The organism is Sinomonas halotolerans, from assembly GCF_039615075.1.
Lineage (GTDB): Bacteria > Actinomycetota > Actinomycetes > Actinomycetales > Micrococcaceae > Sinomonas > Sinomonas halotolerans.
The window spans coordinates 1-18642 of the sequence record NZ_JBDFRB010000011.1; the positions used below are offsets into that span (position 1 = coordinate 1).

An 18642-nucleotide genomic window follows, 5' to 3' on the forward strand; every position below is an offset into this window, starting at 1 on the left:
ATGAGCCGCTTCCCCACCCCCGACCATCTCGCCTCCTGGGCCGGGACCGCGCCCGGCCAGAACGAGTCCGCCGGAAGGGTCAAGTCCAGCCGCACCCGCCCCGGAAACCCCCACCTCCAAGGTGCCCTGGGCTCAGCCGCCATGGTCTGCGGCAGGAACCCGGACACCTTCCTCGGAGCCCGCTACCGGCGAATAGCCTCCCGACGTGGCCCCCAACGCGCCAACGTCGCCACCCAGCGCTCGATCCTCACCGCGATCTGGCATATGGGCAACACCGGTACCCTCTACCAAGAGCTCGGAGCCGAACACTTCATCCGGCTCAATCCGAACCGCGCCAAGAACCGCGCCATCCACCAACTCGAAGCAATGGGGTACACCGTCACTCTCGCCGCAGCGTCCTAACCCACCACTATCTACGTGTCAGATCGGAGCCAACAAGGCGTTCCGGGTACGCGGGATGCATACCCGGAACGCCGTTTGGTGGTGGTGGCCTGTACCCGAAACGCCGTTTGGGGGTGGTGACCTGTACCCGAAACGGGCGCGGGGTCAGGCGTAGGCGTTGACGAGGCGGACAGCCCCGCCGTCGACGCCCTTGGCGCCCTGCACGTAGTCCGGGCTCGAGGCCGCCGCAGCGGTACCCGCGACGTCGTCGGCGGTGACCTGGCCCATGACCCACGCGGACTGCCCGCGCTCGGCGAGGCGTGCCAGTGCGGCATCCGCCGAGTCCGGGGCCACGATCGCAACCATGCCCACGCCCAGGTTGAGGGTCCGCTCGAGGTCCGCCTGCGGCACGCCGCCCAGCTCTGCGACGAGCTTGAACACGGCCGGGAGCTCCCACGTCGAGCGGTCCACGGTGGCCAGGAGCCCCTGCGGGAGCACGCGGGCGAGGTTCGCCGCAAGGCCGCCGCCGGTCACGTGCGAGAAGCCGCGCAGGGCGAGGTCATCCCCGCCGCCGGTGCCGTTGAGCGCACGGACCAGATCGAGGCAGTCGGCTGCGTAGACGCGCGTCGGCTCGAGCAGTTCCTCGCCGAGGGTGCGGCCGAGCTCCGAGACCTGCCGGTCGAGGGCCCAGCCGGCGTGGTTGATCACGCGGCGCACGAGCGAGTAGCCGTTCGAGTGGATGCCGGAGGAGGCCATGCCGATGACGACGTCGCCCTCGCGCACGCGCTCGGGGCCGAGCAGCGCGTCGGCCTCGACCACGCCCGTGGCCGCGCCCGCGACGTCGTACTCATGCTCGCCGAGCAGGCCCGGGTGCTCCGCGGTCTCTCCGCCCACGAGGGCGGTGCCCGCCACGGAGCATGCCGCGGCGATGCCGCGCACGATGTCCGCGATCCGCTCGGGGACGACCTTGCCGCACGCGATGTAGTCCGTCATGTACAGCGGCTCGGCGCCGACCACCACGATGTCGTCCACGACCATGCCCACGAGGTCGAAGCCGATCGTGTCGTGCACGTCCATCGCCTGCGCGATCGCGACCTTGGTGCCCACGCCGTCGGTCGATGTCGCGAGGTACGGCTTGCGGTACGTCAGGAGGCGCGAGACGTCGAAGAGGCCGGCGAAGCCGCCGACGCCGCCCACGACCGAGGCGCTGTGCGTCGCCTTCACGGCGTCCTTCATGAGCTCGACGGCGCGGTCCCCGGCCTCGACGTCGACACCAGCGTCAGCGTAGGTGATCCCAGGCGAGGTGGTGCCGGCGGTGGGCTGGTCGGGGGTGGTGCTGGCGCTCATACGGTCTCTTTCCTGTCGGCCTCGGTCAGCAGGGGTTCGAATTCGGAATCTGGTCCCGGGTCGCACCCGGTGGAGCCGGGGTGGCCGCCGTCGGCGTCGTCCTTCACGGCCGCGCCAGCGTCGGCGACGCGCCCTGCGCCGTTGGGGGAGCGGCGCTCGAGGAGGTTCTTCCCGAGCTTGTCTGCGCTGGGCAGCTCGATCGGGTAGGTGCCGGTGAAGCACGCGGTGCACAGGCGCTCACGCGGCTGGCGGGTGGCGGAGATCATGCCGTCCTCGGAGATGTAGCCGAGCGAGTCGGCGCCGATCGCCTGGGAGATCTCCTCGATCGTCGCGCCGTTGGCGATGAGCTCGGCGCGCGAGGCGAAGTCGATCCCGTAGAAGCACGGCCACTTCACGGGCGGGGACGAGATCTTGACGTGGACCTCCGCGGCCCCGGCCTCCCGGAGCATGCGCACGATCGCCCGCTGCGTGTTGCCGCGGACGATCGAGTCGTCCACCACGACCACGCGCTTGCCCCGGATGACGGACTCGAGCGCGTTGAGCTTGAGGCGGATGCCGAGCTGGCGCAGGGTCTGCGAGGGCTGGATGAAGGTGCGGCCCACATAGGAGTTCTTGACGAACCCGTGCGCGAACGGGATCCCGGACTCCTCGGCGTAGCCCACCGCCGCGGGCGTGCCGGATTCGGGTACGGGGATGACGATGTCGGCGTCGTGCGTGTTCTCGCGGGCGAGCTGGCGGCCCATCTCCACGCGGGACTCGTACACGCTGCGGCCGGCGATCTCGGCGTCGGGGCGGGCAAGGTACACGTACTCGAAGACGCAGCCGGCAGGCGTGGCCTCGGCGAAGCGCTGCGTGCGCACTCCGTTCTCGTCGATCGCGATGAACTCGCCCGGCTCTATCTCGCGGATGAAGCTCGCGCCCACGGTGGCGAGGGCGGACTGCTCGGACGCGACAACCCAGCCGCGCTCGAGCCGGCCGAGCACGAGCGGCCGGATCCCGTACGTGTCCCGCGCCGCGTAGAGCGTGCCCTCGTCCATGAAGACGAAGCAGAAGCCGCCGCGGATCTTCGGCAGCAGCGCGAGGGCGGTCTCCTCGAGGGTCTGGCCCCTCTGGCCCTGCAGGAGGGCGGTGACGAGGGCCGTGTCCGAGGTGTTGCCCTGCTTCATCTCGCCCGTGAGCTCGCCGCCCGTGAGCTCCTCGATCATGTCCCGCAGCTGCGCGGTGTTCGTGAGGTTGCCGTTGTGGGCGAGCGCCACGGTGCCGTTCGAAGTGGCCCCGAGCGTGGGCTGGGCGTTGGCCCAGTGGCTCGCGCCGGTGGTGGAGTAGCGGCAGTGGCCGACGGCGATGTGCCCGGTGAGGGTGTTGAGCGTCGACTCGTCGAACACCTGGGAGACGAGGCCCATGTCCTTGTACACGCTGATGCGCGTGCCGTCGCTTGCCGCGATGCCCGCGGACTCCTGCCCGCGGTGCTGCAGGGCGTAGAGCCCGTAGTAGGTGAGCTTGGCGACTTCTTCGCCGGGAGCCCAGACGCCGAAGACGCCACAGGCGTCCTTGGGGCCTTTGTCGTTGGGGTCTAGATCAAGGGAGAGGAGTCCGTCGCCGCGTACCACTGGCCAATTGTCTCATGGCGCAGGGGCGCATCCGTCTGCGTGTCGGGGGCCGCTGCTCCGCGCTCCAGCGTGCCGTCGCCGCCGTCGCCGCCGCGGGCCCGCGCACGACGGCGGGTGGTCGGCTCCGCTCCGTTGCGCGCCGTCCCGGCGGCTACTCGTGCGTGTCCGGCGTGGTGTCTGCCCGCCCAGGGCGGGGGTCCTCGGGAGTGGGGGACGCGGCGTCGTGCGCGTGGGGGGAATCCGCGGCGGCCGGACCGGCGGGCGAGCCCTCTGGCGCCGGGCCCGCAGGACTGGGGGACGCGGCGTCGTGCGCACCGTCCGGCTGTGCCTCCGCGCCCTCCTCGACCTCCTCGACCGTGGCGCGCTGGGCGCGGCGCAGGCTGATGCGGTCCAGGACGAGCGCGGCGACGGCGCCCACGAGCACCCCGGCGCCGGCGAAGAGGACCATGAAGTAGCCGAACACGGATTCCTGCGTGTAGTCCTGCGGGGCAGGGGCCGAGAAGGACACGATCGCCGCGGCGATGATCCCCAGGACGCCGCCCGTGACGAGGAACGGGACGTACTTGGGTGCGCGGCGCACGGTGATCTGACGCTGTTCAGGCATGCGCCCAGCCTACCGGGGCGCGGGCGGCGGGGCGGGAGGGAGCCCGGGTGCCAGGGACCCCGCAACGAACGGCCAGAGACCCCGCAACGAACGGGCAGGGACCCCGCAACGAACGGCCAGGGACCCCACAACCTCGGTTGTGGGGTCCCTGGCGGGCGGTTGCGGGGTCCTTGGCGCGCTGCGGTCAGTGGCCGGGGGCGCCGTTGCCGGCCTCGACCCTGATCTCCTTGCCGTCCCTGTCGAGGATCCTGCCCTCTTCGCAGCGGTCGCCGTCCTCGAGGCATTCGAGGACGTGGAGCGGGATCACGCGGGTCGGCGCCGCGGCGAAGACCGAGGGGTCGTGCGGCGTGCCCCGCCGGAAGACGTTGAAGACGAGGTTGAGCAGGATCGCCATGATCGCCGCCGAGGAGATGCCCGAGTCGAAGATGACCTGGAACCACGTCGGGAACGCGTGGTAGAAGTCCTTGTTGATCACCGGGATCATCCCGAAGGCGATCGAGGTCGCCACGATGACCAGGTTCATCGTGTCCCTGTACTCGACCCGCGCGAGCGTGCGGATGCCCGAGGCGGCCACGGTGCCGAACAAGACGATGCCGGCGCCGCCCAGGACCGGGGCCGGGACCGCGGCCACGACGCGTCCGAGCACCGGCAGGAGGCCCAGGACGAGCAGGACGACGCCGCCCGCCGCCACAGCGAACCGGCTCCGGATGCCCGTCACGGCCACGAGCCCCACGTTCTGGGCGAAGGCGCTCTGCGTGAACGAGTTGAAGACCGGTGCCACCGCCGAGGACAGCATGTCCGCGCGCAGGCCGTCGGCGATGCGCTTCGAGTCGACCTTGGTCCCGGCGATCTCCCCGACGGCGATGATGTCCGCGGTGGTCTCGGTCAGGATCACGAGCACGACGATGACCATCGAGACGATGGCGGCGGCCTCGAACGTGGGCGGGCCGAACGCGAACGGCTGCGGGACGGCGGCGATCGGGCCCTCGCCGACCTTCGAGAAGTCCGCCATCCCGACCGCGGCCGCGACCGCCGTCGCGATGACCATGGAAAGGAGGATCGACAGGCGCGAGACGACCGCGTTGCCGAGCTTGCTCAGGACCATGACGGTCAGGAGCGTGAGCCCGGCGAGGCCGATGTTCTCGACGCTGCCGTAGGTGGGCGCCTTCGCGTTGCCGCCGAGCGCCCAGTTGGCGGCGACCGGGGTGAGCGAGAGGCCGATCGACGTGATGACCACGCCCGTCACCACCGGGGGGAAGAAGTGGATGATCTTCGCGAAGAACGGCGCGATGACGAGGCCGATGAGCGAGGCGGCCATGACCGCGCCGAACACGGCCTGGATGCCGCCGCCCCCGCCCACGATGGCGAGCATGGTCGCCACGGACGCGAACGAGGTGCCCTGGACGAGCGGGAGCTGGGAGCCGAAGAACTTCACGCCCACGGTCTGCAGCACGGTCGCGAGGCCTCCGATGAAGAGGCAGGACGTGATGAGCAGGGCGATGTCGGTGGCGCTCAGGCCGGCGGCGGAGCCGACGATGAGCGGCGGGGCGATGATGCCGCCGTACATCGTCAGGACGTGCTGGAAGCCGTAGGCGAAGGCCGAGCCGATCGGCAGCCTCTCGTCTTCCGGGCGTGTGGTGGCGGTGCTCCGGGTCATAGCAGACCTCCTTGTCAGCTGTGTCCGAGTGCGCAACGGTGGACGTTTCAGTGGTGGGTGGTGAGCAGCATCCGAGGTGCGCACGACGGCGGCAGGTCGCCGCCGCCGTCGTGCGTCACCTCAGGCGAGTGGCACAGCAGGTGAGGGCAACGGACTCAGCAGAAGCCGGTGATGCCGTCCCACGCGTTGCCGTCCGGCGAGATGGACTCGCGCTGGAAGCTCGCCTCGATGAGGCCGTACGGGCGGTCGGCCGCGTAGAAGACCTCATTCGGGTTGTCGAGCCCGAACGGTGCCAGGTCGACGAGGAAGTGGTGCTTGTTCGGGGTCGAGAAGCGGACCTCCTCGATCTCGGGGTGCGCGTCCAGGACCTTCTGGGCCATCTGGAAGAGCGTCTGCTGGAGGGCGTACGAGTAGCCCTCGGTGAAGCCCTCGAGCAGGAGCGCCCTGACGTCGTCGTACGACCGGTTGAAGTCGACCGAGCCGCTGGCGACCGCCGCGGGGCTGTAGCGCCACCGGGCGGAGACGTCGGTTGCGAGAATGCGCTCCGTCGTCTCCTCAAGGGTCGTGAAGCGGTCCTTCGGGTAGCCCACGAAGCCCGACTGGGTGGACTTCAGCACCGTCAGGCCGTTGAGGCCCGAGATGACCTGGACAGTGTCCCCGTCCTTGACGACGACCGCGTTGCGGACCTCCTGGCCCTTGCGGACGAAGGAGTGGTCGTGGCCCTCTGCTGCGCTGTGCGCGGTGCCCGCTCTCGTGGCGATGCGTTCCCACGCGTACTGCTCGGCCTCCCAGCGGCCTCCGGTGACCCAGTCGAACTCGCCCGTGAAGTGGTCGGCGAGGCGGATGAGGAACTGCTCGGGGGAGCCGACGCCCTCGCGGGCGAAGCCGTAGACAGTGTTCTTCTGGGTGTCCGTCGGGACGACGCGGCCGTTGTCCCCGTCGACGTGCGCCGCGGTGAAGTCGCCGCGGAGCTGCGAGGTGACGCTGAGGTCCTCGATCTCGTGGCGGTCGGTGTCGCGGGTGACCTTGACGACGCGGACCTCGGCCTTGCCGTACTGGTTCTTGCCCAGGACGACGTTGGTGGCCCGGCCGGCGGCGGCCGTGTTCTCGAGCGTGATGGTGTTCTCAGTCATGGGGGTCAGCTCCCTCGGTAGGTGGAGAAGGCGAAAGGGCTCAGCAGGAGGGGTACGTGGTAGTGCTCCTCCGCGGCATCGACGGTGAAGGCCAGCGAGACTTCCGGGAAGAAGGTCTCCTGGCCGCGCTCGGCGAAGTAGGCCCCGGTCGCGAAGGCCAGGCGGTACTCGCCGCTCGCGAGGCGCTCGGGCCCGAGGCCCTTCGCCCGCCCGTCGGCGTCGGTGGTGCCCGCACCGATCCGGGCCCAGCCGTCGCCGTCGCGGGCATAGAGCCCGACGGCGACGCCGGCCGCGGGCCTGCCCGCTGCGGTGTCCAGGATGTGGGTGGTCACGTGCGAGACGCTCATGCGCTGGGGCTCCTCTCGAGCGGACTGGGCTGCAGGACGCTCTGCTCGAGGCGGAGTACGGCGATCTCCCGCAGCTGCTCTGCGACGATCGCCTCCTCCTGCTCGGGCGTGTGGCCCAGGCGCCCGTGCAGGGCGGCGAGGATCTCCTCCGCCGACCTGCCGGCCGCGCGGATCAGGAAGACCCGGCCGAACTTCTTCTCGTAGTCGCGGTTCCCCTGCGCGAGGGCAGTCACCGTCCCGTGGTCCTGCTGGTCGACGCCGGCCTGCTCGCTGCGGGACATCCCCGCCTCGGTGCTCGTGCCGGCAGCCCGTTCGCCGATGCGCGGGTGGTGCGCGAGAGCGCCCTCGATCTCCTGGGGGGAGAAGGGGTGGGCTGCGCTCCGGGCGTGCTCGAGGAGGGCCTCGGGCGTGGCGAAGGGGCGGTTCTTTTCGATTTCATCGACCCACCGGTCGATGTCCAAGCATGGCCTGAGGAGGCGTTCTGCTTCTGCGGAAGGGGCATCGTTGAACTGTTCAAGCGACATGGCTTGACGATTCCTCAATACTCAATGCTGGCATCCACGGTGACGGCTATACGGAACGTCGGTTTCCGGGGGGCAATGAGATGCCGTCGGGTTCCGTATCGTGGAACTGTTATTTCAGCAAGTGCAAGTAGTCTGGCTCACGTGCGTGTGAGTGTCAACACACTGACGGATTTTGGGATACCGCGTCTTGGCCGGGGCGCCCCCATCGCCGAAATGGGGGAGTGGGCCGCCGAGGTGGGGGACCTGGGCCGCCGAGATGGGGGAGTGGGCCGCCGAGGTGGGGGAGTGGGCCGCCCAGGTGGGGGACCTGGCCGCCGAGATGGGGGACTGGGCCGCCCAGGTGGGGGACGCGCACAGTGACTGTCTCTGCAGCCGTCCTATGGGCCCAGCTTCGTCCATTCGCATGACTCGAAGTTCACATTTCGCCCAGAAGTCCGCGTCAAGAGGACTTCTTGGCCGAACGCGCACTGCAGGACGGCGGCATGCACCATTCGTGAACTGTTCCAGCCATCCTGATGCGTACGACGTCGGGACACCGGCAGCGCGCGGCAGCCCGCCGCCGTCGTGGGACACATGGAGGCGACGAGGCGGACGCAAATCAGTGATCTAGGCAGAAGAGGTGGCAGCTGCGCGTTTGCGGGCCACTCCTCGGTCAGGTCCCCCATTTGGGCGGCCCACTCCCCCATTTGGGCGGTCAGGTCCCCCATTTGGGCGGTCAGGTCCCCCATTTGGGCGGAGGGTGGTGGGCCGGGCACGCCAGAGGCCCCGGGCCAGGGTGCACGCATTCAGGGTGCACTGGTCCGGGGCCTCGCGGCGGGGCTGAGGGGCGGGGGCGGGTCAGAGGCCGAGCCTCGTGCGCAGCTCGGCGACATGGCCGTCCGCCTGGACGCCGTACTCGATCGACTCGACGACCCCCTCCGGCGAGACGACCGCGGTCGAGCGCAGGATGCCCTCGCGCACCTCGCCGCCCACGACCTTCTCGCCCCAGGCGCCCCACTCCCTGGCGACGGCGGCGCCATCGTCGGCCAGGAGCGGGAAGGTGAGGGAGAAGTCGTCCGCGAAGGCCCGGATGTCCTCGACGGGGTCCGGCGAGACGCCGATGACGCTCACGCCGGCGGCGTTCAGCGCGTCCAGGCTGTCCCGGAAGTCGCAGGCCTCCGTGGTGCAGCCGGGCGTCGCGGCCTTCGGGTAGAAGTACACGACCACACGGCGGCCTCGGAAGTCCGCGAGGGAGACCTCGCGGCCGGCGGCGTCGGGGAGGGTGAAGCCGGGAGCCTGCTGGCCCGCGGCGAGCTTCGTGATGGCAGTCATGGGTCCTTCCGGGTCAGGCGGTCCCGCGGCGGATCAGCTGGCCCTTGGGCTCGGTGAAGTCCACCTCGGTGCCGCGCACGAACGTCCTCCGCACCACGCCCGAGAGCGGCTTGCCCTGGTATGGCGTGATGTGGTTCTTGTGGTGCAGCCTCTCCGCGTCGACGATGAACGTCTCGTCCGCGGCGAACACGGCGAGGTCGGCGTCGTAGCCGGGCGCGAGGACGCCCTTGCGCTGCAGCCGGGCCAGCTCGGCCGGCTTCCGTCCCATCCACGCCACCACCTGCTCGAGGCTGATCCCCCGGCGCCGTGCCTCGGTCCAGATGAGCGGAAGGCCGAGCTGGAGCGACGCTACACCGCCCCAGGCCACCCCGAAGTCCCCGTTCTCCGGGTCCTTGAGGTCGATGGTCGAAGGTGAGTGGTCCGAGACGATGCAGTCGATCACGCCGTCCTCGAGCCCCTGCCAGAGGAGCTCCCGGTTGGAGGCCTCGCGGATGGGCGGGCAGCACTTGAACGCGGTCGCGCCGTTCGGGATCTCCTCGGCCAGGAGGGTGAGGTAGTGCGGGCACGTCTCGACGGTGAGCTTGACGCCGTCGCGCTTCGCCGAGGCGATCATCGCGAGCGCGTCCGACGACGACAGGTGCAGGATATGCGCCCGCGCGCCGGTCCAGCGGGCCCGCTCGATGACCTCGGCGATCGCGACGTTCTCCGCGCCGCGGGGCCGCGAGTGGAGGAAGCTCTCGTAGACGTCGCCCTCGGGGTTCGGCGCCCGGTCGATCGCGCGGGAGTCCTCGGCGTGCACGATCATGAGCCCGTCGAACGAGGCGATCTCGGTCAGGTCCTTCTCGAGCTCCTCGACGTCCAGGTGCGGGAACTCGTCCACGCCCGAGTGGAGCAGGAAGCACTTGAACCCGAACACGCCCTCGTCGTGGAGCGCGCGGAGGTCCCCGGTGTTGCCCGGGATGGCACCGCCCCAGAAGCCCACGTCCACGAAGGACTGGGTCTGGGCAGAGGCCCGCTTCTGCTCGAGCGCGTCGACGTTGACGGTCGGCGGGATCGAGTTGAGCGGCATGTCGATGATGGTCGTGACGCCGCCGGCTGCCGCGGCCTTCGTCGCGGACGCGAAGCCCTCCCACTCGGTGCGGCCGGGCTCGTTCACGTGCACGTGCGAGTCGACGAGGCCCGGGATGAGCGTCTCGTCCTCCGCGAGCTCGATGACCTCGCGTCCCGCGAGCCCGTTGCCGAGCGGCTCGAGCGCGACGATGCGCCCGTCCGTGATGCCGACTTCGCGGGCCGCGATGCCCGCCGTCGTCAGTACCCGCTGTCCGCGGATGACCAGGTCGTATTCTGCAGTCACCGCACAGGCTCCTTCCAGCTCTTGCTTCCAACGATAGATGCGGCCAGATCGTTTCCGACCCGGCGCAGGAGGCCGCGGGCATCCCGGATGCATGCGGCGAGGTCCGGCTCGAGGTCCGTGAGGGCGTGCACCGCGGCGAACCCTGCCAGCGCCGGATCGGCGATCTGGTTCCGCCCGCACACCGCCACGGTCGGGATCCCGAGCGCGGCGGCCTCCTTCGCGACGCCCACGGGCGCCTTCCCGGACAGCGACTGCGCGTCCAGGCTGCCCTCGCCCGTGACGACGAGGTCCGCCCCGGCGAGCTTCTCCCGCAGGCCCGTGAACTCGACGACGACGTCGATCCCGCGCCGCCGGGTGGCCCCGAGCGCGAGGGCGGCGAACCCGACGCCCCCCGCGGCGCCCGCGCCTGGCGCGTCCTTGGCGCGCACGGCGGCAGGGCCGGCGGCCTCGCCCAGGACGGCCGCGAACCTCGCCAGGGCGTCGTCCAGTTCGGTGACGTCCGACGGCGATGCCCCCTTCTGCGGGCCGAACACGGCTGCCGCTCCGCTCGGCCCGGTGAGGGGGTTGTCCACGTCCGCCGCGAGCGTGACCGTGACGGGGCGGAGCGGGTCGTCGAGGCGCGTGTCGAGGCCGGAGAGCTCCGCCCCGGCGACCCGCGCGAGGGCCGCGCCGCCGAGCGGGAGGTCCGTGCCGGCGTCGTCCGTGAAGCGCGCGCCGAGGCCCACGAGCATGCCCGCGCCGCCGTCCGTGCACGCGCTGCCGCCGACGCCGAGGATGATCTCGCGGCAGCCGGCGTCGAGCGCGGCGCGGATGAGCTGGCCGGTGCCGAGGCTCGTGGCGCCGCGGGCGTCCGGCACCCCGTCCGGGAGGACGTCCAGGCCCGAGGCGGCGGCCATCTCGATGACCGCGGTCCGCCGGCCGTCCGGGTCCTCCGAGACCGCGAACTCGGCCGTGAGGGTCCGACCGGTCGGGCCGGCGACCGCCGCCCGGCGGGGGACGAAGCCCGCGCCGAGCGCCGCGCTCACGGTGCCCTCGCCGCCGTCGGCCACCGGGACCAGGACGAGCTCCGCCTCGGGGAGCACCTCGCGGATGCCCGCGGCGAGCGCCTCCGCGGCCTCGGTCGCCGTGAGGGAGCCCTTGAACTTGTCCGGGGCGAGCACGATCTTCATCGCTGTCCCTGCCTCCGGCCCGGCTAGGCGCCCGTGCCCGTGAGGGCCACGATCGCGGTCGGGGCGTCCTCGGGGCGCTCGGCGATGCCCTCGAACTCCGTCACGTTGTCCAGCTCCGTGCCCATCGAGATGTTGGTGACCCGCTCGAGGATCGCCTCGACCACCACCGGCACCCTGTACTCGGCCATGAGCGCGCGGGCCTTCTCGAAGGCCGGGCCGAGGTCATCCGGGTGCTCGACGCGGATGGCCTTGCAGCCCAGCCCCTCGGCCACCTTGACGTGGTCCACGCCGTAGCCCTGCGCCGTCTCCGACAGGCCCGTGGAGTTCACGTTCTCGAAGGCCAGGGACACGTGGTAGTCCATCTCGAAGCCGCGCTGCGACTGGCGGATGAGGCCCAGGTACGAGTTGTTCACAACGACGTGGATGTACGGCAGCTGGAACTGCGCGCCCACGGCGAGCTCCTCGATCATGAACTGGAAGTCATAGTCGCCCGAGAGCGCCACGACCGTCTCGCCGGGCTTGCCGCGCACGACCCCGAGCGCGGCCGGACCGGTCCAGCCCAGAGGCCCGGCCTGGCCGGCGTTGATCCACTTGCGCGGGCCGAAAACGTGCAGCATCTGCGCGCCGGCGATCTGGGAGAGGCCGATCGTGGACACGTACGTGGTCTCCGGGCCGAAGGCGCGGTTCATCTCCTCGTACACGCGCTGCGGCTTCATCGGCACGTTCTCGAAGTGCGTCTTGCGCTGCAGCCGGCCGCGGCGGGCGCGGGTGCTCTCGGCCCAGGCGCTGTAGTCCGGCAGGGCACCGGCGGCCTTGCGCTCGCGGGCCACCTCGAGCAGGGCCTCCAGGGCGGCGCCGGCGTCGGAGACGATGCCGAAGTCCGGGGAGAACACGCGGCCGATCTGGGTCGGCTCGATGTCCACGTGCACGAAGGTGCGGCCGGCGGTGTACTTCTCGATCGAGCCGGTGTGGCGGTTCGCCCAGCGGTTGCCGATCCCGATCACGAAGTCGCTCTCGAGGAAGGTCGCGTTGCCGTAGCGGTGGGAGGTCTGCAGGCCGACCATGCCGGCCATGAGCGGGTGGTCGTCCGGGATGGCGCCCCAGCCCATGAGCGTCGGCACCACGGGCACGTCGAGGAGCTCGGCGAGCTCCACGAGCTGCGCCGAGGCGTCCGCGTTGATGATGCCGCCGCCCGCCACGATGAGCGGGCGCTCCGAGGCGGTGAGCATGTCGAGGGCCTTCTCGGCCTGCTTCCGGGTGGCGCGCGGCTTCTCGACGGGCAGCGGCTCGTAGACGTCGACGTCGAACTCGATCTGCGCCATCTGCACGTCGAACGGCAGGTCCAGGAGCACGGGCCCCGGGCGGCCGGAGCGCATGAGCTGGAAGGCCTTCTGCACCGCGCCGGGCACCTGGCCGGGCTCGAGGATGGTCATGGCCATCTTGGTCAGCGGCTTGGCGATGGACTCGATGTCCACGGCCTGGAAGTCCTCCTTGTGCAGCTTCGCCACCGGGGCCTGGCCCGTGAAGCACAGCATCGGGATGGAGTCGGCCTGGGCCGCGTAGAGGCCCGTGATCATGTCCGTGCCGGCGGGGCCGGAGGTGCCCAGGCAGATGCCGATGTTGCCGGCCTTGGCCCGGGAGTAGCCGTCCGCCATGTGCGAGGCGCCCTCCACGTGGCGGGCGAGCGTGTGGCGGATGCCGCCGTGGGCCTTCATGGCCGAGTACAGGGGGTTGATCGCGGCGCCGGGCAGGCCGAAGGCCTCGGTGGCGCCCTCCTTCGTCAGGATGGCCACGATCGCGTCGACAGTGCGCATCTTCGCCATTGCCGGTGCTCCTTTGGATGGGTGGGACGGGTGTTCCAAGCGGCCCGGGATCGGGCGCGCCGGATGAAGTGGTGGGCCGGCCCCGAGGTTGCGCGCCCGGGGCCGGCGGTCTGGGGGGCACCTCGGCGGGAGGTGCCTGGCGCACGACGGCGAGTGGCCGGCGTCGTGCGCGGAACTCGCCGAGGCGAGGAGGTGCAGCGAGGGAAGGCTGGGACTACTCCTTGCCGGGAAGCCCGGCCTTGCCGGAGAGCTCGGCGGTCAGCTTGAAGAGGCCCGAGTGGTCCAGGCCCCCGTCGCCGCGGGCCACGAGGGCCGAGACGAGCTGCGCGACGGCGGAGCCGAGCGGGACGACGACGCCGGCCTCGCGGGCCGCGGAGGTGACGATGCCGAGGTCCTTGTTGTGGAGGGCGAGGCGGAAGCCGGGATCGAAATTGCGGTCCAGCATCTTCTGGCCCTTCTGGTCCAGGACCTTCGAGCCGGCCAGGCCGCCGCCGAGCACCTCGAGCGCGGCGTCGGTGTCCACGCCGTAGGCCTCGAGGAACACGATCGCCTCGGAGAGGGCCTGGATGTTCACGGCGACGATCAGCTGGTTGGCGGCCTTGACCGTCTGGCCCGAGCCCGAGGGGCCGACGTGGACGATGGTCCTGCCGACGGCCTCGAGGATGGGGTGGGCGGCGTCGAAGTCGGCCTTCTCGCCGCCGACCATGATGGACAGGGCCGCGTCGATCGCGCCCTGTTCGCCGCCCGAGACGGGGGCGTCGAGGGGCCGGATGCCGGCCTCGCGGGCCTCGGCGGCGAGGCGCGCGGCGACATCGGGGCGGATCGACGAGGCGTCGATCCACAGGGCGCCGCGGGGGGCGTTCGCGAAGACGCCGTCAGGACCGGTCACGACACCCTCGACATCCGGGGAGTCCGGGACCATCGTGATGACGACCTCGGCGTCCTCGACGGCGTCGGCGATGCTCGCGGCGCCCGTGCCGCCCTCCGCGACGAGCTTGTCGATCTTGTCCTGGCTGCGGTTGAACCCCGTGACCTGATGGCCGGCCTTGACGAGGTTGATGGCCATGGGGAGGCCCATGATGCCGAGGCCGATGACGGCGACGCGGGCCGTGTTCTCTGCGGTGCGCAGGTTCTCTGCGGTGCTCATTGGTGACTCCTGAGGTCTCGTGAGGGGGTGCCCGGGTCAGTGGGCGCCTGGATCAGTGGGCCGGGCGGATGGCCCAGGTGAAGGCCTCTGCCTGCGGGGCCTTGTACTCGAGGCTGATGTAGCCGTCATAGCCGAGCTCGCGCGAGCGGGAGATCCACTCGCCAAGCGGGAGTCCGCCCGTTCCGGGGGCTCCGCGGCCCGGGTTGTCGGCGATCTGGATGTGGCCGAAGTCCTTGGCGTGCTCCTCGATGACGGCCGCGACGTCGTCGCCGTTGACCGCGAGGTGGTAGAAGTCCGCGAGGAACTGCACGTTCTCGGTGCCGGCCGCGCGGGTCCTGGCGATCACGGCGAAGGTGTCCGCCGCCGTCTTGAGCGGGTAGGCGGGGGAGCCGGAGACCGGCTCGAGGAGCACGGTGCCGCCGATCCGCGCGACGCCGGCGGCCGCTGCTGCGAGGTTCGCGACGGCGAGCTCGTCCTGCTGCTCGGGGGCGACGCCTTCGAGGCGGTTGCCGTAGAGGGCATTGAAGGCCTTGGTGCCAGTGCGCTCGGCGATGCCGACGACGACGTCCACGTTGTCGAGGAACTCGCGCTCGCGGCCAATCCACGAGACGAGCCCGCGGTCGCCCGCCGGCATGTCCCCGGCGAAGAAGTTGAGTCCGGACAGCTGGACGTCCGCGTCCTGGAGGGCGGCAATGAAGGCGTCCACGTCCTTGTCCGCGGGGACGGCCTCGGCGAAGGGCCACCAGAACTCGACCGCGTCGAAGCCGGCGGCCTTGGCGGCGGCGGGGCGTTCGAGGAGCGGGAGCTCGGTCAGGAGGAGCGAGCAGTTCACCGTGTACGTCATCGTCAGGCCTTCCCTAGTTCCGAATAGCGGAAGAAAACTTTCTCTGAATGAAAGCTTAGGGGAGCTGCAGGCCCTTGGTCAACCCTTGGGATACCAGAGGGCTGGCCCGCAGACACCTGGTCGGGGGCCGAACGCCTCTGGTTCACACGGCCCCTTCTGGGGGAGGATGACGGCATGGCGACTTACTACGGGATGGACCATGCCTCCAGCAAGGACCCGCACGACTGGGGGCGCGCCATGTGCGCGGCGCTCAACCGCCTCCTCGACGAGGCCAAGGGGGACAGGAGCTATCTCGAGCACAAGCACCTCCTCGGCCAGGACATCGTCATGCGGATCGAAGCCGAGGGTGACGGCGCGAGAGTGCACTTGAGCTGGAAGCCCCAGAACCAGGAGGACGCCCCGCCGGACACGGGCGCGCTCCCCGTCGCGGGCCTCGGCTCGGGGGGAGCGGATTCCGGCGCGCGAGGGGCAGACTTCGGCGCGGGTGGCGGGGACAATGGCGAGAGCGCCGAGGAGGCGATCGAGGGAGCTGGCCGCGGCGGCTGACCCTCCCCCTTCCGGGTACAGATAACCGCCCGGATTCGGCCTTCCGGGTACAGATAACCGCCCGGATTCGGCCTTTCGGGTACAGGTAATCGTGCCTGTCAGGTCTTTCGGGTACGCGTCCGTACGGGAATGGGTTGGTCTGGGTCTGCAGAGGGGGGCAGAGTGGCTTTGGGAGACCGTTCAGCCTCGCCCTTGAGGGCCGCGTCGCTGCGGTGGAACGCCCATCTGTGGTGGCTCCTCGCCATCGTGATTGCCGCCCCCGCGGTGATCGCGTGGGGCTTCTCGCTGGAGCCGGGAAGCCGCCTCTTCATGGGCATAGGCGACTCGGCCATCCTCCTGGCGGCTTTGGCCGCCCTCGTGAGCAGCATGTATGCGGCCCACCGTCCCGGCACAGAGAACCGGCGCGCGTGGACGCTCATGGTCGTCTCCATGGCCATCTGGTCCGGTGGCATGGCCGTGTGGACCTACTACGGCGCGACGCGTGACCACCAGTACCCGTTCCCGTCCCTCGCGGACGTGGGCTTCGTGGGATACTCGCTGCCTGCGGCGGCAGCGCTCCTCTCCTTCAAGCGGCCAGCGGTCTCCCCAGTGGCCATGGCGCGTTCGCTGCTCGACGCTGCTGTGATTGCGGTCGCGGTGCTGTTCATCAGCTGGACCACAGTGCTTGGGGTCGTGTACCACGGGCAGGGCATGGACACGCTGGCGGACCTGACCGGGCTCGCCTACCCGGTCGTCGACGTCGCAATGGTCTCGCTGGTCCTCGTGCTCACCATGAGGTCCGCGCCGGAAGAACGCCTTCCATGGCTCTGCCTCTCGGGCGGCCTGCTCGTCTTGGCGGTGACGGACAGCATCTACGTCAAGCTCACCTTCGAGGGAATCCCGGGAACCACAGGCTCGCCGTTGGCAGCCGGGTGGGTGCTGGCCTTCCTCCTGGTCGCCTTCGCCGGGGCGGTGCCCGAGAAGGCGCCTCGGGCACGCGGCGGCCGCACCTACCGGCTGGCACTCGAGATGCTGCCATACCTGCCTGTCATCGGCGCCGTCGTCCTGGCGGCAACGGGCTCGATTGCAGGGGACCCCGTCCTGCTCATCACCGGGGCCGTGCTGCTCGCCCTCGTCGTCGGCCGCCAGCTGCTGATCGTGCTCGAGAATGTCACCCTGACCCGGGGACTCGAGGCAAAGGTGGAAGAGCGCACCGCGGAGCTGCTCGCGGCGCAGGAGGATGCGCTCGAATCGACCCGGCTCAAATCGGAGTTCCTCGCCACCATGAGCCACGAGATCCGGACACCGATGAACGGCGTGGTGGGGCTCACCGCGCTGCTGCTCGAGACCCCTCTCACCGAGCACCAGCGCAGGTACGCCGAGGGCGTTGGCCGGGCAGGGCATTCGCTGCTAGCCCTCATCGATGACATCCTCGACTTCTCCAAGCTCGAGGCCGGAAAGGTCACGCTCGAGCGCGAGCCCTTCGACCCGCGGGACCTTGTCGGCGACGTCGCCGCCCTCGTGGCCGAGGGCGCGCAGGCCAAGCGCCTGGAGCTCGTCGCGTACTGCCATCCCGAGGTTCCCACGAGGCTTGTGGGCGACGCCGGGCGCGTCCGGCAGGTCCTCCTCAACCTCGCCTCGAATGCGGTCAAGTTCACCGCGCGCGGTGAGGTCGCCATCCGGGTCACCGTGCCCGAACGCGAGGGGAACCGCGCCAGGGTGCTGTTCGAGGTCCGCGACACCGGGATCGGGATCGCGAAGGCGGAGCAGGCCAGGGTCTTCGACTCGTTCGCGCAGGCCGACGCCTCGACGACCCGCCGCTACGGGGGGACGGGGCTCGGGCTCGCCATCTCGCGCCGGCTCGCGGAGGCCATGGGCGGCGAGATCGGCGTCAGGAGCGCGCCCGGGCAGGGCAGCTGCTTCTGGTTCAGCCTCCCGATGGCCGCCGCCGGGGAGTGGCCGGCGGAGCCGTCCGGAGTGGACCTGTCCGGACTGACGGCGCTCGTCGTGGACGACAACGCCACCAACCGGCTGCTCCTCGAGACCCACCTCGAGGCCTGGGGCCTGGACGTCGAATGCGTCCCGGACGCCCACGAGGCCCTCGACCGGGCGCGGGCCGCGGCTGCGGCCGGCCGTCCTTTCGATCTGGCGCTCCTGGACATGTGCATGCCCGGCATGAGCGGCCTCGAGCTCGCCACCGAGATCGCGGGCGAGGTTCGGCTCGGCGGCACGCGGATCGTCATCCTGAGCTCCGACAGCGAGCTGGACGGGGCCGAGCTCGAGCGGACCGGCGTCCACGCCTGGCTCCTCAAGCCAGTCAGGAGCTCCCAGCTCTACGACACCCTCATGCGCGTCGTCGGGCACCGCATACCCGCGGCCCCGGGGGAGCCCAGGGCGCCGCGCTCCGAACCGCGCACACAGCGGAGCGGGCGCGTGCTCGTGGTCGAGGACAACACGGTGAACCAGCTCGTGGCGAGGGACATGGCAGCCCGGCTCGGCTACGAGGTGGACGTGGTCTCGGATGGCGCCCAGGCCCTCACCGCCACCGCTGCGACACAGTACGCTGCAGTCCTCATGGACTGCCACATGCCCGTCATGGACGGCTTCGCGGCCACGCGGGCCATCCGCGAGCGCGGTGGCCGGCACGCGTCCCTTCCGATCATCGCCATGACGGCGGGCGCGATGGCCGAGGACCGTGAGCGCTCCCGTGAGGCCGGCATGGACGGCTTCCTCGCCAAGCCGGTCAGCCTCGACGATCTCGAGCGCGTCCTTTCGGTGTGGACCGACGCCGCAGCGCGGGAGGCGTGCGCCGGCGGGGGCCCCCCGCCCGCGGCCCGGGGCACCCCCGCGGCGGCCCCCCCCCCGC

Annotated in this window: 16 protein-coding genes; 3 read left to right on the forward strand and 13 right to left on the reverse strand. The window is 70.9% G+C overall.

The window, feature by feature from the left end; translation table 11 throughout:
- Window positions 1–402, forward strand: a 402-nt coding sequence (locus ABCQ75_RS12025; RefSeq protein WP_345885401.1) for a transposase, incomplete at its 5' end; no start/stop codon positions are given.
- A 144-nt stretch (window positions 403–546) separates the two neighbouring features.
- Here the strand turns inward: ABCQ75_RS12025 and purM are convergent.
- The 13 genes from purM to ABCQ75_RS12090 all read right to left on the reverse strand — a co-directional run bounded on the left by purM (window position 547) and on the right by ABCQ75_RS12090 (window position 15251).
- Window positions 547–1728: a phosphoribosylformylglycinamidine cyclo-ligase gene (gene purM, locus ABCQ75_RS12030; protein WP_345885612.1), complete on the reverse strand. Its 1182-nt coding sequence runs from the start codon at window positions 1726–1728 to the stop codon at window positions 547–549.
- Entirely contained in the window at window positions 1725–3338 is a 1614-nt protein-coding gene (gene purF, locus ABCQ75_RS12035; protein WP_345885613.1) for an amidophosphoribosyltransferase, read from the reverse strand. Before purF ends, purM begins: the two co-directional genes overlap by 4 nt.
- A gap of 151 nt (window positions 3339–3489) precedes the next feature.
- The gene (locus tag ABCQ75_RS12040) at window positions 3490–3942 is read right to left on the reverse strand and encodes a hypothetical protein (RefSeq protein ID WP_345885614.1); all 453 of its coding nucleotides are present in this window, start codon (window positions 3940–3942) and stop codon (window positions 3490–3492) included.
- 184 nt (window positions 3943–4126) lie between these two features.
- On the reverse strand, window positions 4127–5599 hold the full coding sequence (locus tag ABCQ75_RS12045; protein ID WP_345885615.1) for a nucleobase:cation symporter-2 family protein: 1473 nt from the start codon (window positions 5597–5599) through the stop codon (window positions 4127–4129).
- 155 nt (window positions 5600–5754) lie between these two features.
- Window positions 5755–6732: a factor-independent urate hydroxylase gene (gene pucL / locus ABCQ75_RS12050; protein WP_345885616.1), complete on the reverse strand. Its 978-nt coding sequence runs from the start codon at window positions 6730–6732 to the stop codon at window positions 5755–5757.
- 5 nt (window positions 6733–6737) lie between these two features.
- Window positions 6738–7079 (reverse strand): hydroxyisourate hydrolase, encoded by a 342-nt coding sequence (gene uraH, locus ABCQ75_RS12055; protein ID WP_345885617.1) that lies wholly within the window; start codon window positions 7077–7079, stop codon window positions 6738–6740.
- The gene (gene uraD / locus ABCQ75_RS12060) at window positions 7076–7603 is read right to left on the reverse strand and encodes a 2-oxo-4-hydroxy-4-carboxy-5-ureidoimidazoline decarboxylase (RefSeq protein ID WP_345885618.1); all 528 of its coding nucleotides are present in this window, start codon (window positions 7601–7603) and stop codon (window positions 7076–7078) included. Before uraD ends, uraH begins: the two co-directional genes overlap by 4 nt.
- Window positions 7604–8440: 837 nt before the next feature.
- Complete coding sequence (gene bcp / locus ABCQ75_RS12065; RefSeq protein ID WP_345885619.1) at window positions 8441–8914, reverse strand: thioredoxin-dependent thiol peroxidase; 474 nt, start codon at window positions 8912–8914, stop codon at window positions 8441–8443.
- Window positions 8915–8927: 13 nt separating this feature from the next.
- Complete coding sequence (gene allB, locus ABCQ75_RS12070; RefSeq protein ID WP_345885620.1) at window positions 8928–10268, reverse strand: allantoinase AllB; 1341 nt, start codon at window positions 10266–10268, stop codon at window positions 8928–8930.
- Window positions 10265–11437 carry a glycerate kinase gene (locus ABCQ75_RS12075; RefSeq protein WP_345885621.1) on the reverse strand — a complete coding sequence of 391 codons (1173 nt, stop codon included), beginning with the start codon at window positions 11435–11437 and terminating at the stop codon, window positions 10265–10267. The genes allB and ABCQ75_RS12075 overlap by 4 nt, the downstream gene beginning before the upstream one ends.
- 23 nt (window positions 11438–11460) lie before the next feature.
- Window positions 11461–13260 carry a glyoxylate carboligase gene (gcl, locus tag ABCQ75_RS12080; protein WP_345885622.1) on the reverse strand — a complete coding sequence of 600 codons (1800 nt, stop codon included), beginning with the start codon at window positions 13258–13260 and terminating at the stop codon, window positions 11461–11463.
- 214 nt (window positions 13261–13474) lie between these two features.
- Window positions 13475–14407 carry a 2-hydroxy-3-oxopropionate reductase gene (locus tag ABCQ75_RS12085; RefSeq protein WP_345885623.1) on the reverse strand — a complete coding sequence of 311 codons (933 nt, stop codon included), beginning with the start codon at window positions 14405–14407 and terminating at the stop codon, window positions 13475–13477.
- A 52-nt stretch (window positions 14408–14459) separates the two neighbouring features.
- Window positions 14460–15251 (reverse strand): hydroxypyruvate isomerase family protein, encoded by a 792-nt coding sequence (locus ABCQ75_RS12090; RefSeq protein WP_345885624.1) that lies wholly within the window; start codon window positions 15249–15251, stop codon window positions 14460–14462.
- 174 nt (window positions 15252–15425) lie between these two features.
- Between ABCQ75_RS12090 and ABCQ75_RS12095 the strand changes: the two genes are divergently transcribed.
- Together ABCQ75_RS12095 and ABCQ75_RS12100 are read left to right on the forward strand one after the other, a co-directional pair.
- Window positions 15426–15797: a hypothetical protein gene (locus tag ABCQ75_RS12095; RefSeq protein ID WP_345885625.1), complete on the forward strand. Its 372-nt coding sequence runs from the start codon at window positions 15426–15428 to the stop codon at window positions 15795–15797.
- 162 nt (window positions 15798–15959) lie between these two features.
- On the forward strand, window positions 15960–18642 hold a 2683-nt coding region (locus ABCQ75_RS12100), incomplete at its 3' end, for a response regulator (RefSeq protein ID WP_345885626.1).